Source organism: Acidobacteriota bacterium, from assembly GCA_034211275.1.
Taxonomy (GTDB): Bacteria; Acidobacteriota; Thermoanaerobaculia; order Multivoradales; family JAHZIX01; genus JAGQSE01.
This window is the reverse complement of record JAXHTF010000196.1, coordinates 1-12679: the sequence shown is the minus strand read 5'-3', so window position 1 is coordinate 12679 and position 12679 is coordinate 1. Positions and strand designations below refer to the sequence as shown.

The window sequence follows — 12679 nt, the reverse complement described above, 5'->3', positions numbered from 1 at the left end:
CCGAGACCCAGCGGCTGATGGACGGCCTCATCGCCATCCACGGCCTGGAGGGGCGCTCCGGAACGGTGGTGGAGCAACGCATCGACGCCTTCCTGGTCCAGGGCACCACCGACCTGACGCTGGAGCAGGGGGCGCTGCTGGGTGGCGCCCTGAGCGGCGCTGTGGGGGGCCTGGCGGCGGATATGGTCGCCGGCGGCCTGACCTTCGGCGGCGGGCTGGTGGCGGGGGCGATCCTCGGTGCCCTGAGCGGTGCCGGTCTGACCCGCGCCCACGAGCTGGTGAAGCTCGGCGGCCAGCCGGCGGTGAGCTGGTCTCCGGCCTTCCTCGACGAGCTCGCCCGCCAGGCGCTGCTGCGCTATCTCGCGGTGGCCCACTTCGGCCGCGGGCGCGGCGCCTATGAGGATCGAGAGCATCCGGAGCATTGGCAGCGGGCGGTGGATCGGGCGCTGGAGGCCGGCAGCCGCGACCTCACCGGCGCCTGGAAGCAGGCTCAAAGCGCTATCGCCCCCGACACCGGTGAGCCCACAACCCCCGACCCCGCTGTCGAGCGGCGGCTCCGGCGCTCGCTGGAAGAAGCCCTGGAGACCATTCTGCGCCAGGCTTACCCCGCTTCGGCGTCGGTCCTCGGAGGCTAGCGCTGGGCTGCTAGGGATGGGCTGCTAGGGAGCGCGGAGCGTCCGGCGCCGCACCGTCAGATCCTCCACCCGGTCTTCGTCCACCGTCACCCCGATCCCGGGCACCGCCCGCGGCACCGTCACCTTCCCCGACTCGTCCATGGTCCATTCCGGATCGACGATGTCCCGATCCCAGTAGCGCCGGCTGGGAGAAAGATCTCCCGGCAGGGTAAACCCCGGCAGCGAGGCCAAGGCAACGTTGTAGGCGCGGCCGATGCCACTTTCGAGCATGCCGCCACACCACAGGTCGACCCCCTGCTCGCGGCATAGGCGATGGATCTCCAAGGCCGCGGTGAGGCCACCCACCCGCCCGGGTTTGAGGTTGAGCACCCGGCCGCTGCCCAGGGTGAGCATCTGCCGCGCCGCCGTCACCCCGCGCACCGACTCGTCGAGGCAGACGGGGGTCTCCAGATGCCGCTGGAGCTCGGCGTGGTCGGTGAGATCGTCCCAATGGAGGGGCTGCTCGATCATCTGCAGACCGAAAGCGTCGAAGCGCCGGAGGTGCTCCAAGTCTTCGAGGGTGTAGGCGCTGTTGGCGTCCATCACCAGGGCGACGGTGGGAGCCTCAGCCCGCAGCAGCTCCGCTACCGCCGCCACCGGCTCGAGATCGAACCCCCGGCGCACCTTGAGCTTGATGCGCCGATAGCCCGCCGCCACCGCCCCTCGTGCCGCCGCCAGGGTCGCCTCGAGGCTCTCCTGGAGCCCCACCACCACCCCGCTGTCGACGAAGCCGCGCTCTCCCCCCAGGAGCTCCGCCAAGGAGACGCCGCGGCACCGAGCGAAGAGATCCCAGACCACCATCTCCACTGCCCCCCGGGCCATGGCGTGGCCCCGAATCCCCTGGTGGAGCACCTCGTGGGCGTGCCGAGGCTCAGCAATCTCGTGCCCCACCAGCCGCGGCGCCAGCCACTCGCCGATGGCGATCCAGGCGGTGTCGACGGTCTCGGGAACGTAGTCCGGCCGCTCCAGGGCGACGCATTCGGACCATCCCTGGCGGCCGTCCTCATTCCAGGCGGTGAGCAGGATCAGCCGCCGCACCTCCACCCGGCCGGCGGAGCTGACGAAGGCCTCGCGCAGGGGAAGTCGGATCTCGCGGATGTTCAGCTGCTCGATTCTCATGGCTCGATGCTCCTCCCAACCTGGGCCAGATCTTACCCTCGGCGGGGTGATGCAGGCTCTGCGAGGCCCCGTCCCCAGCAAGGCCCCTTTTCTATCCGGGCCGCTTCCCTATAATGAAGTCGTCCGCACAGCCTTGCGATCTCGCCGCCGCGCCGGCCCCTTCGGCACTCAACCGCGGCCGGCGCTGCCTGATCTACCATCGAGCGAATTTTGATCACCGCCCTCATCAGCCGCAAAGGCGGCGTCGGCAAGACCACTTCCGCCGTCAATCTCAGCGCCGCCCTGGCAGCCCGGGGCCGGCGGGTGCTGCTCATGGACCTGGACGCCCAGAGCTCCGCCTCCCTCTCCCTCGGGCTGACGCGGCCGGAGCTGCCGCCCTCCGCCGCCGACGTCATCCACGGCCGGGTGAAGATGGAAGAAGCCATCCGCACCACCTCGGTGCCCAATCTCGATCTGCTCACCGGCTCGGTGGACCTCATCTCCCTCGACCGCGACCTAGGCTACAGCCGGCAGCGAGAGCAATGTCTGCAGCGCCCCCTGGAGCAAATCGAAGGACGCTACGACCATATCTTCATGGACTGTCCAGCGGGGCTGACCCTGCTGTCCAACGCGGCGCTGGCGGTGTCGGACAATCATCTGGTGCTGCTGACGCCGCAATTCCTGGTCCTCGACGGCCTGAGCAATTTCCTCGCCGCGGTGGACCGGGCACGGTACCGCACCCAGGGGCGGAGCCGGCTGGTGGGATTGTTGCTCACCCAGGTGGATTATCGGGTGCGGATCACCCGCGAGTATGTCGAAGAAATTCGCCAGGACTACGGCGAGCAGGTCTTCGGCGTCGAGGTCCGGGTCAACGTCAAGCTGGCGGAGGCTCCGGGATTCGGCATGACCATCTTCCAGCACGAGCCGAGCTCCACCGGCGCCGGTGCTTATGAGCTGCTGGCGGAGGAGTTCCTGCTGCGCACCGCTCCCCCGGAGCCGCAGCTCAGCCTCGCCCTGGACGACGAGAACCGTCCCAAGCCCCCAGCAACCGAAGACCGGGCACCGAAGCCCACCGAGACCCACGACGCCCCCATCCGAGACCAGGAGACGAAACCGTGAGACCAGCCCCAAGGCCCTACGCCGAGATCGCCGCCCCAATCCCCTCTCAACTCGTCTCCGGAGCCTCCCCGGGCCTGGCCCTGCGATTGCTCCTCGCCATCGCAGCCTTGCTTCTGGTGCTCCCCCAACCCGCCCTGGCCCAGGAGCCCTCAGAAGACCAAGACGAGGCTCCGCAGTGGAACGTCGACGCCCCGCCGCTACCCACCTACGGTGTCGAGCTGGACGTCGACGAGGGCACCTGGATGTCCCTGGACGTCAGCCCCGACGGCGAGGAGATCGTCTTCGACCTGCTGGGAGATCTCTTCACCATACCCATCAGCGGCGGAGAGGCGACGCCCCTGACCCAGGGCCTGGCCTGGGATATGCAGCCCCGCTACAGCCCCGACGGGCGCTTCATCGCTTTCACCAGCGACCGCGCCGGCGGCGACAACATCTGGCTGATGGATCGGGAGAGTGGCGAAATGTCGGCGGTGACGGACGAGGATTTCCGCCTCCTCAACAGCCCGGCGTGGAGCCCCGACGGGGAGTTCCTGGCGGCGCGCAAGCATTTCACCAAGACCCGCTCCCTGGGCGCCGGCGAGATCTGGCTCTACCATCGGAGCGGCGGCGACGGCGTGCAGATGGTGGCCAAGCCCAACGATCAGAAAGACCTCGGCGAACCCGTCTTCTCCCCCGACGGCCGCTACCTCTACTACAGCCGCGACGTCACCGCGGGGCAGCTCTTCGAATACAACAAGGACCCCAACGGCGAGATCTACGCCATCCTGCGCCTGGACCGGGAGACCGGCGAGACCGAGCGCCTGCTCACCGGTCCCGGCGGCGCCGTCCGCCCCACTCCCTCCCCGGACGGCCGTCACCTGGCCTTCGTGCGCCGGGTGCGGGCGCAGTCGGTGCTCCACATCCTCGATCTCGAGGACGGCTCGGTGCGCCCCATCTACGACGCTCTGGAGCGGGACATGCAGGAGACCTGGGCCATCCACGGCGTCTACCCCACCTTCGCCTGGACTCCCGACGGTGGCTCCTTGGTGTTCTGGGCCGGCGGCAAGCTGCACCGCATCTCCGCCGACGGCGGAAACGCCCAAGAGATCCCCTTCCGCGTCCGCACCACCCACACCGTCGCCGAGGCCCTGCGCTTCGAGCAGGAGGCGGCACCGGAGTCCTTCCACACCCGCATGCTGCGCTGGGTGGAGGTGGCCCCCGCCGGCGACCGGGCGGTCTTCCAGGCCCTGGGCTACTTGTGGATCCGCGACCTCCCGGACGGCGAGGCCCGGCGCCTGACCTCCCAGAGCGAGCACTTCGAGCTCTATCCCTCCTTCAGCCGTGACGGCCGATGGATCGTCTACACCACCTGGGACGATCAGGAGCTGGGGCAGGTGCGGGTGGTGTCCGCCGGCGGCGGCAGCGGCCGGGTGGTCACCGAGCTCGCCGGCCGCTACGCCGAGCCGGTGATCTCCCCGGACGGCGAGACCATCGTCTTCCGCAAGCTCGACGGCGGCTGGGTTCTCGACTCCCGGGGGACCCTCGATCCCGGCGTCTACCAGATGCCCTTCGCCGGCGGCAAGGCCGAGCGCATCACCAGCGACGGCGTCGAGCCCCACTTCGGTGCTCGTTCGGATCGCGTCTTCCTGCGCCGTAGCGGTGAGGAGAACCAGCGCACCCTGGTGGCGGTGGACCTCCAGGGACACGAAGACCGGGTGCTCGCTACCAGCGAATGGGCGAGCCGCTTCCGGGTCTCCCCGGACGGCCGCTGGCTCGCCTTCACCGAGCGCTTCAACGCCTACGTCACCCCGCTGCCGGCGGTGGGTGGACCGCGGGAGGTCGGCCCCGAGAGTGAGGACTTCCCCACCCGCCAGGTGTCCCGGGACGCCGGCGACCATCTGCATTGGGCCGGCGACGCCAAGAGCCTCCATTGGAGCCTCGGCCCGGAGCTCTTCACCCAGCCTCTCCCGGAGCTCTTCCCCGCGGTGGTCGCCGACGAGGACGAGCTGCCCCAGCCGCCGGAGCAGGGTATCGACCTGGGCTTCGAGGTGACGGCGCCGGTGCCCGCCGGCAGTCTGGCCCTGGTGGGCGGCCGGGTGGTGACCATGGACGGTGACGAGATCCTGGAGGACGGCGTGGTGGTCGTGGAGGGCAACCGCATCACCGCCGTCGGCTCCCGGGACGAGATCTCCATCCCCGCCGGCGCGCGGCAGGTGGACGTCACCGGCCACACCGTGCTGCCGGGCATCGTCGACGTCCACTGGCACGGCGACCAGGCCCAGGACGAGATCGTCCCGCAGCAGAATTGGTACAACTACGCCACCCTCGCCTTCGGCGTCACCACCCTCCACGACCCGTCCAACGACACCTCGGAGATCTTCGCCGCCGCCGAGATGGCCCGCGCCGGGGAGATCCTGGCGCCGCGCATCTTCTCCACCGGCACCATCCTCTACGGCGCCACCACCGCTTTCACCGCGGAGGTGGATGACCTAGAGGACGCCCGTTCCCATCTGCGGCGCCTGGAAGCGGTGGGCGCCTTCAGCATCAAGAGCTACAACCAGCCGCGCCGGGACCAGCGCCAGCAACTGCTGGTGGCGGCCCGGGAGCGGGGCATGCTGGTGATGCCCGAAGGCGGCTCGCTCTTCCAACACAACATGACCATGGTCGCCGACGGCCACACCGGCATCGAGCACTCGATCCCCGTGCCGGCCATCTACGACGACGTCGAGCAGCTGTGGAGCGCCACCCGGGTCGCCTACACCCCGACCCTGGTGGTGGGCTACGGCGGCATCTGGGGGGAGAATTACTTCTACGCCCGGGACGAGGTGTGGAAGCACCCGCTCCTCTCCTCCTTCGTCCCCCGCGCCCGTCTCGACGCCCGCTCCCGGCGGCGCATGGTGGCGCCGGCGGAGGAATACGGTCACTTCTTCAACGCCGCGGTGGCGAATCAGCTCCACGAGGAGGGAGTGGGAGTCCAGATCGGCGCCCATGGCCAGCGCGAGGGCCTGGGTTCCCACTGGGAGATTTGGATGCTCGTACAAGGGGGCATGGAGCCCCTGGAAGCTCTGCGGGTGGCCACCCTCGGCGGTGCCGAGTATCTGGGCATGGAGCGCGATCTGGGCTCCATCGAGGTGGGCAAGCTGGCGGATTTGATGATTCTGGAGGAGGATCCTCTGGAGGAGATCGAGAATAGCGACTCGGTGCGCTACGTGGTGCTTGATGGGCGCCTTTACGACGCCCACAGCCTCGATCAGCTGGCGCCGGAGGAACGGAGCACCGAGCCGTTCTACTTCGCCGACGGTGGACCCTGCGGCGCCGGGCCCTGTCCCGACCCCGGCCGTACCCTCTGTCACCACTGAGCCCGGCGAGAATCCCGGCGAAAACCGGGGTCAGAATCTGAACAGGGCCGGAATCAGAGCTTGAACAGGGCGTCGAAGGCGGATCGGGCGTCGCTCTGATCGGCACTGTCGGCGCCGAATTCCTGCGCCACCTTGGGCTCGAAGAGCTCGCATTGGTTGGCCTTGGTCTTGCTGCGCACCGGCTCCTTCACCGGCTGGCGGCATTCGTGACGGGCCGAGGTGTCGAAATAGACGCAATGCACACAGCTGTGCAGAGCGGTACCGCACTTCCGGCACTGCTCTTCGAATTGCTGCACCCCCGGCGGGGACTGTTTCTCGCCACAGCTATGGCAGCGGAAGACCTCGGTTTTGGGAGCTCCGAGGCCCCGGCCCCGGGGGCGATCGGTGGGCGACGGGCGCGGTCCGGAAGGCTTGCGGCGCTCTCGCCGAGAGTCGTCACCGGAATCCTGATACCCGCGCTGACGGTATTTGCGGTCGGACATAGTGCCGTTATAGCAGATCCGGCGGCGATTCCTATGGCCAGTTCGGCAGGAATCTCGAAGAAAATGGAGAAAAGGCCTGGCGCTGAGCATAGGCCGCTGCTACACTCTCTTTACAACTTCTTTTCAAAACACGGCGGGGCCACCCCGAAATCGGGGCGGCCGACAGGTAGGCTATTTAGGTAGGTCTGTGGGGTAGGCCGTTGATGCGGGGTGGTGAATCTGCGAACAGCCACCACTGAATCGGTAGGCACTACGTCGGACCGTTTTCGGCCCGTGTTGCCCATCCTTCATGCAGACCTCGTGCCAACCTTCCTGAGTCCCCCTCCGTCTCACCGCCCGTCTCAGCCAATCCCGCCAGGTCTCGGCCCCACCAAGAGGTCCAAGCTCCAAATCAGAGTCCGGAAGCACGTAGTGCGGCGCCATGAATGAGGTGCCGGGCTGACATCGCGAGGTGCCAAGTTTCCCCTCACCCTTTCCCCTCACCCTTAGGCCACTCCCGCCCCCGTTGGTCGCGTCCAAGCAGCCCGACCGCCGGCGTTTTGTAGATATTCCAGACACGGCGGGGCCACCCCGAAATGGGGGTGGCCGACAGGTAGGATTTTTCGGTAGGTCGTTGGGGTAGGCCGTTGATGCGGGATGACGAAACTCGTGAGAGTGCGTCATTGCTTGGTAGGCACTACATTGGGCTTTGCGCCCGATTGCCCACTTATAATGCACACCCTGTGCCAGCCCTCCCCCGAGCGGCAGAAATTTCTCTTCCAAACTCGATTCAGGCTCTCCCGCGGGACTTCTTCAACGCCTGGGCATCTCGCCCCAAACCATTCTCCACATTCGACTTGGACCATTTGAGAAAGGTCTTCGACGCCCTTTCCGCCGCGGGAGAACTTTTCTCGCCGCAGAGCTCGTCCACCCTTCCGCCAGGGTTCACCACCCGTTGGAGAATGGAGGAAAATTCTGCCAACGGCGTGTATTTGGTGCAACAAAGGCCTATCTGACACGCATCGCCCACGCTGCGGTGCGGCATTTTGGCATCAGGCTCCCAAATTTTCTCCTGGAAGGTGCCAGATCGCGGAGCAGTTTTGCGTCCTCTTCCCCAGAGACAGCTCTCACATCTAACTCTGGACCGAAAGGAGCAACCAATGATCTCCCAAAGCGAACTCGACGGTTACCGGCGCGCAGAAGAGCTAGTGCTGGCCGCCCACCACGCCACCCATGGCTTCCCCCGTGAGGCCGATCCACAGCTGGTGGAGCGGCTGCGCCGGATTCCCTGCGCCGCCACCGACAGCCTCCTCGACGGCTGTGCCAGCGCCACCGCCGCCCGCCGTCAGCGTCTCTGGCGCCAGGGCCTGACACTCTTGGAGCAGGCCGGCGAGGCCATCGACCAGGCCGCCGATGCGGGCTGGCTGCCGGTGGCCACCACCCTCACCCTGCTGGAGATTCAAAGCGCTGCCGTCCTGCAGCTCCTGGCTCTGCTGGAAGACTGCGATACGTCTCGAAAGTGCGCCGATCCAGCCCAGAGGGCCGCCTGATGACGACGCATAAACAACGCCCAGGAACAGCAAGCCGACCGAAAACCAACTTACCCTGTCCGAATCGACGGCGATCCGATACCGTGATCCAGTTCACCCCGGGACTGCGGACGAAGAATCTGAGGAAGGAACCCATGTCTCAAGAAATCTTGCAACGCTTGGATCAACTCGCGACCACGGTCCAAGGTCTGACCGACGAATCCCGAGCAGGCCGCGAGGAGCTCGCCAAGAAGATGGATCGAGTCGAAGGAAAGACCGACGCCCTGCAAGAGGGGCAGGAGGTCCTCTCCAACCAAGTCGACCGTCTCCATGGAGAGCTGTCGGAAAGAGTGGAACAGGTCGAGATCCAAGTCCACGATCTCACCGTTGGGTTGCGGGAGAGCAACGAGGCGACCCTGAAGGCCCTGGCAGCACTCCGTCAAACCCGCAGCTCACCGCACTCACCTTCAGCCGAGTCCTAAGAGCTCGAGTCTTGGCAGCCTGGACAGGACCCCACCGCGGGCACTGCTCCATTACACTGCTGTCCTGCAAAAGCGCTGGCTCCGGCATCGAAACGGTGCCGGAGCCGGAGTTCCCATCACTCCTCATCGCCAAGCCCACGCCTTTCGCACCGATCCCATGACCGAAGCCACGACTCCTCCACCGCTGGTCCAGCTCCGCGGCCTGACCAAGATCTTCCGCGAAGGCGGCCGCGAGCGCCGACTCTTGGACTCCGTCGACGGCGTCATCGGCGAGGGAGAGTTGGTGGTGCTTCTGGGCAAGAGCGGGTCGGGTAAGTCCACCCTGCTCAATCTCCTCGGGGGCATCGACCTTCCCAGCGCCGGCGAGGTCTTGGTGCAGGGCGTTTCCCTGGGCGCCCTGGACGAAGAGGAGCGAACCCGCTTCCGCCGCGACCATGTCGGCTTCGTCTTCCAGTTTTTCAACCTCATTCCGACGCTGACGGTGGAGGAGAATCTCCTCCTGCCGCTGGAGCTCAAGGGCAGAACCGCGCCGTCGGACCGCGACGCCGCCCTCGAGCTTCTGGCGGAGGTGGGACTGGGGGATCGCGCCGAGAGCTTTCCCGACCGCCTCTCCGGCGGCGAGCAGCAGCGTGTGGCGGTGGCCCGGGCCCTGGCCCACGACCCGCTCCTGGTCCTCGCCGACGAGCCCACCGGCAACCTCGATCACGAAACCGGCCAGGAAGTCCTGAATCTCCTCGACCGTCTCACCCGCCGCGCCGGCAAGACCATGGTGATGGTGACCCATAGCCGAGAGGCGGTGGGAGTGGCGGATCGGGTGCTGACCATCGCCGACGGTGCCCTGGTGGAACGTTCCGTCGAGGTCAGCTCCGGGACTCCCCCCGACCCACAGGAAGACTGACCTAGGAGCCCCGATCCGGAGTCTTCCCAAGACTCTCGACTCTCTCCTCCGCCCGTAGCAGCCCATGTCGACCATCCTCAGCCGCGCCAGCCGCCGCTACCTCCAACGCCATCCGTGGCAGATCGCCCTCTCGGTGCTGGGGGTCGCTCTCGGTGTGGCGGTGGTGGTGGCCATCGAGCTGGCCAACCAAAGCGCCGAACGAGCGTTCCGCCTGTCCACCGAGCAGGTCACCGGCCGCACCACCCACCAGCTGGTGGCGGGACCGGCGGGGGTCGACGAGGATCTCTACGCTCAGCTGCGCCGCAGCGGCGAGATCGACCGCGCCGCGCCGGTGGTGGAGGCCTACGTCGCCCTCCCCGACCACCCGGGGCGGGTGCTGCATCTGGTGGGCGTCGACCCTTGGGCGGAGGCCCCCTTTCGCACCGCCCTGGCGGGCGGTTCGGTGGACCCCGGAGAGCTCCTGGTTCGCCCCGGCGCCGCCCTGGTGGCGGAAGCGACGGCTCGCGACTTGGGTCTGGAGGAAGGCGGCCGGCTGCGGCTGGGGATCGACGGCCGGACGGTCGAGGTCGAGCTCGCCGGCGTGCTGGAAGGCGACCCTAGGGGCCGCGAGGATTTGTTGGTGATGGATATCGCCGGGGCTCAGGAGTTGCTCCAGCGCCCCGGCCGGCTGACCCGCATCGATCTCATTCTTCCCACCGGCACCGGCACCGACCAGGTGCTTCAGCGGCTCCGGGAAGCCTTGCCGCCCGGGGTCGAGATTCTCGAGGCCCAGGCGCGCCAGAATGCCACCGCCGGGATGATTGAGTCCTTCCAGCTCAATCTCCGGGCCCTGAGCCTGCTGGCGTTGCTCTGCGGTACTTTCCTGGTCTACAACACGGTGAGCTTCTCGGTGGTCCAGCGCCGCCCCCTCATCGGCCGGCTGCGGGCGCTGGGAGTGACCCGCCGGCAGATCTTCCGCTCGATCCTCGCCGAAGCCTTGGCCCTGGGCCTCGCCGGCACCGTCCTGGGGCTCTTGCTGGGAATCGGTCTAGGCCACGCTCTGGTACGGCTGGTGACCCGCACCATCAACGACCTCTATTTCGTCCTCACCGTCCGGGAGCTGGCGCTGGCGCCCCAAGGCCTGCTGGTGGGCATCGCCCTGGGGGTCGGCGCCAGCCTGCTGGCGGCCCTGGCGCCGGCCCGGGAAGCGACCTCCACGCCTCCCCGCCAGACCCTCAGCCGCTCGGCCCTGGAGCAGCGGGCGCGACAGCGGCTGCCCTACCTGGCCGGCATCGGCGCTCTGCTGCTCGCTGGCGGTGCGGCGCTGCTGGTCCCCCGGACCTCGCTGGTGGTGGCCTTCACCGGCATGTTCGTAGTGGTCATGGGCTGTGCCCTCCTCGCTCCGCCGGCCACCGCTGCCCTGATGCGCCTGGTCCAGGGTCCCCTGGGGCGTTGGACCGGGCTGCTGGGACGCATGGCCGCCCGCGGCGTGGTGGCCTCCCTGAGCCGCACCGGCGTCGCCATCGCCGCCCTCACCGTGGCGGTATCGGTGACCGTCGGCATCGGAGTGATGATCGACAGCTTCCGTAGCTCCGTGGCCCAGTGGCTGGAACACACCCTGGTGGCGGATATCTATGTCTCGCCTCTGCGCCCCGGCCGCGGCGTCGGGGGCGGGCAGGCTCCGCTACCGGAGGAGCTGGCACGGCAAATCGCCGAGCTGCCGGAGGTAGGGCGAGTCAACACCCTCCGGCGGGTGACCATCGCCTCCCAGCAGGGGCCGGTGCAGATGGCGGCGGTGGATCTGGATGAGCGCGGCCGTGGCTCGTTCCGATTTCTCGCCAGCGAACCGGAGGAGGCCTGGCGGCAGGTGCGGCAGGAGGAAGCCCTGCTCATCTCCGAGCCCTTCGCCTTCCGCCGGGGGCTCCAGCCCGGAGACCTCTTGAGTCTGCGCACCGACGCCGGCCGGCGCGACTTCCCCGTCGCCGCGGTGTATCGGGACTACGGTTCGGATCAGGGCTCGGTGCTCATGGACCGCGGCACCTATGATCGATACTGGCAGGACCGGGGCTTTACCGCCCTCGCCGTCTTCCTCGCTCCCGGAGCCGCCGAGGACCGGGCCTTGGCGGGCATTCGCCGCCTCGGAGCCAGCGCCAGTGCCAGTGCCGGCGGCAACCCCGGTGACGGCACCGAAGCTAGCCAGCCCGAGACGTCCCAACCCGAAACCCTAGCGCGCTCCAACCGCTCGATCCGCGAGCTTTCCCTGGAAATCTTCGACCGCACTTTCCTGATCACCGGAGTCCTGCGGCTGCTCGCCGGCGCCGTCGCCTTCTTGGGGGTGGTAGGCGCCCTCACCGCCCTGCAGCTGGACCGCGCCCGGGAGCTGGCCATGCTCCGCGCCAACGGCCTGACGCCGCGGCAGGTGTGGCGATTGGTCACCGCCCAGACCGGTCTCATGGGGCTGGCGGCGGGCCTGCTCTCCATCCCCATGGGGGTGGTCATGGCGGTGATCATGACCCACGTCATCAACCGCCGCTCCTTCGGCTGGTCCGTGGAGCTGTTGCTGCCGCCCTCCATCGGTCTGGAGGCCCTGGCCCTGGCCCTCGTCGCGGCGCTGCTGGCGGGCATCTACCCCGCCTATCGGATGGCCCGAACACCGCCGGCGCTGGCGCTCCGGCAGGAATGAGGAAGCTTCCATGCGCGCTCTGATCCTCACCCTCCTGCTCCTCCTCGCCGCCGTGGTGGCCGGCGCCCTGTTGCTGGACCCTCCCCCGGCGGCTCCGGCGAACCCGGGCATCGACGTGGCGGAAGCCATGGCCGCCGGAGGCATGGAAGGCTATGAACGGGCGACCGCTCCCCGTCCCTTCTCCTTCCCCGAGGATCATGGTCCCCACCCCGGTTTCCGCACCGAGTGGTGGTATTTCACCGGTCATCTACAAGCCCAAGACGGCCGCCGCTTCGGATATCAGCTGACCTTCTTCCGCACCGCCCTGGCGCCCCCCGGCGAGATGCCGCTGCGCTCCTCGTAAATTCATTACATCTAATTTAATTAAAGTAGAAAGAGAATTAATATCTGTAATTCTGTTACGACTTAAATAACGCCA

At 67.8% G+C, this 12679-nt stretch carries 10 protein-coding genes; 8 read left to right on the top strand and 2 right to left on the bottom strand.

What is annotated here, in order from left to right; genetic code table 11:
• The coding region (locus SX243_21410) for a DUF3482 domain-containing protein (protein ID MDY7095542.1) at window positions 1-635 on the top strand (635 nt) is incomplete at its 5' end.
• A 24-nt stretch (window positions 636-659) separates the two neighbouring features.
• Here SX243_21410 and menC read toward each other — a convergent pair.
• Window positions 660-1793, bottom strand: coding sequence for an o-succinylbenzoate synthase (gene menC, locus SX243_21405; protein MDY7095541.1), 1134 nt, complete (start codon window positions 1791-1793; stop codon window positions 660-662).
• A 210-nt stretch (window positions 1794-2003) separates the two neighbouring features.
• Between menC and SX243_21400 the strand changes: the two genes are divergently transcribed.
• Together SX243_21400 and SX243_21395 are read left to right on the top strand one after the other, a co-directional pair.
• Window positions 2004-2891: a ParA family protein gene (locus tag SX243_21400; GenBank protein MDY7095540.1), complete on the top strand. Its 888-nt coding sequence runs from the start codon at window positions 2004-2006 to the stop codon at window positions 2889-2891.
• Window positions 2888-6229, top strand: coding sequence for an amidohydrolase family protein (locus SX243_21395; protein ID MDY7095539.1), 3342 nt, complete (start codon window positions 2888-2890; stop codon window positions 6227-6229). The genes SX243_21400 and SX243_21395 overlap by 4 nt, the downstream gene beginning before the upstream one ends.
• 53 nt (window positions 6230-6282) lie before the next feature.
• Here SX243_21395 and SX243_21390 read toward each other — a convergent pair whose 3' ends face one another.
• The gene (locus SX243_21390) at window positions 6283-6711 is read right to left on the bottom strand and encodes a hypothetical protein (GenBank protein ID MDY7095538.1); all 429 of its coding nucleotides are present in this window, start codon (window positions 6709-6711) and stop codon (window positions 6283-6285) included.
• 1139 nt (window positions 6712-7850) lie between these two features.
• On the opposite strand from SX243_21390, the gene SX243_21385 reads away from it, so the two are divergent.
• The 5 genes from SX243_21385 to SX243_21365 all read left to right on the top strand — a co-directional run bounded on the left by SX243_21385 (window position 7851) and on the right by SX243_21365 (window position 12604).
• Window positions 7851-8240, top strand: a complete 390-nt coding sequence (locus tag SX243_21385; protein ID MDY7095537.1) for a hypothetical protein — start codon at window positions 7851-7853, stop codon at window positions 8238-8240.
• 134 nt (window positions 8241-8374) lie between these two features.
• The gene (locus SX243_21380) at window positions 8375-8701 is read left to right on the top strand and encodes a hypothetical protein (GenBank protein ID MDY7095536.1); all 327 of its coding nucleotides are present in this window, start codon (window positions 8375-8377) and stop codon (window positions 8699-8701) included.
• 157 nt (window positions 8702-8858) lie between these two features.
• Window positions 8859-9599: an ABC transporter ATP-binding protein gene (locus SX243_21375; GenBank protein ID MDY7095535.1), complete on the top strand. Its 741-nt coding sequence runs from the start codon at window positions 8859-8861 to the stop codon at window positions 9597-9599.
• Between the two features lie 64 nt (window positions 9600-9663).
• Window positions 9664-12261: an ABC transporter permease gene (locus SX243_21370; protein MDY7095534.1), complete on the top strand. Its 2598-nt coding sequence runs from the start codon at window positions 9664-9666 to the stop codon at window positions 12259-12261.
• Between the two features lie 10 nt (window positions 12262-12271).
• The gene (locus SX243_21365; GenBank protein MDY7095533.1) at window positions 12272-12604 is read left to right on the top strand and encodes a lipocalin-like domain-containing protein; all 333 of its coding nucleotides are present in this window, start codon (window positions 12272-12274) and stop codon (window positions 12602-12604) included.
• Window positions 12605-12679 lie beyond the last annotated feature (75 nt).

Coding starts and splice junctions, on each gene's coding strand:
- SX243_21390 (MDY7095538.1), bottom strand. CDS start 6,711: ATGTCCGACCGCAAATACCGTCAGCGCGGGTATCAGGATTCCGGTGAC.
- SX243_21375 (MDY7095535.1), top strand. CDS start 8,859: ATGACCGAAGCCACGACTCCTCCACCGCTGGTCCAGCTCCGCGGCCTG.
- SX243_21380 (MDY7095536.1), top strand. CDS start 8,375: ATGTCTCAAGAAATCTTGCAACGCTTGGATCAACTCGCGACCACGGTC.
- SX243_21370 (MDY7095534.1), top strand. CDS start 9,664: ATGTCGACCATCCTCAGCCGCGCCAGCCGCCGCTACCTCCAACGCCAT.
- SX243_21365 (MDY7095533.1), top strand. CDS start 12,272: ATGCGCGCTCTGATCCTCACCCTCCTGCTCCTCCTCGCCGCCGTGGTG.
- SX243_21385 (MDY7095537.1), top strand. CDS start 7,851: ATGATCTCCCAAAGCGAACTCGACGGTTACCGGCGCGCAGAAGAGCTA.
- menC (MDY7095541.1), bottom strand. CDS start 1,793: ATGAGAATCGAGCAGCTGAACATCCGCGAGATCCGACTTCCCCTGCGC.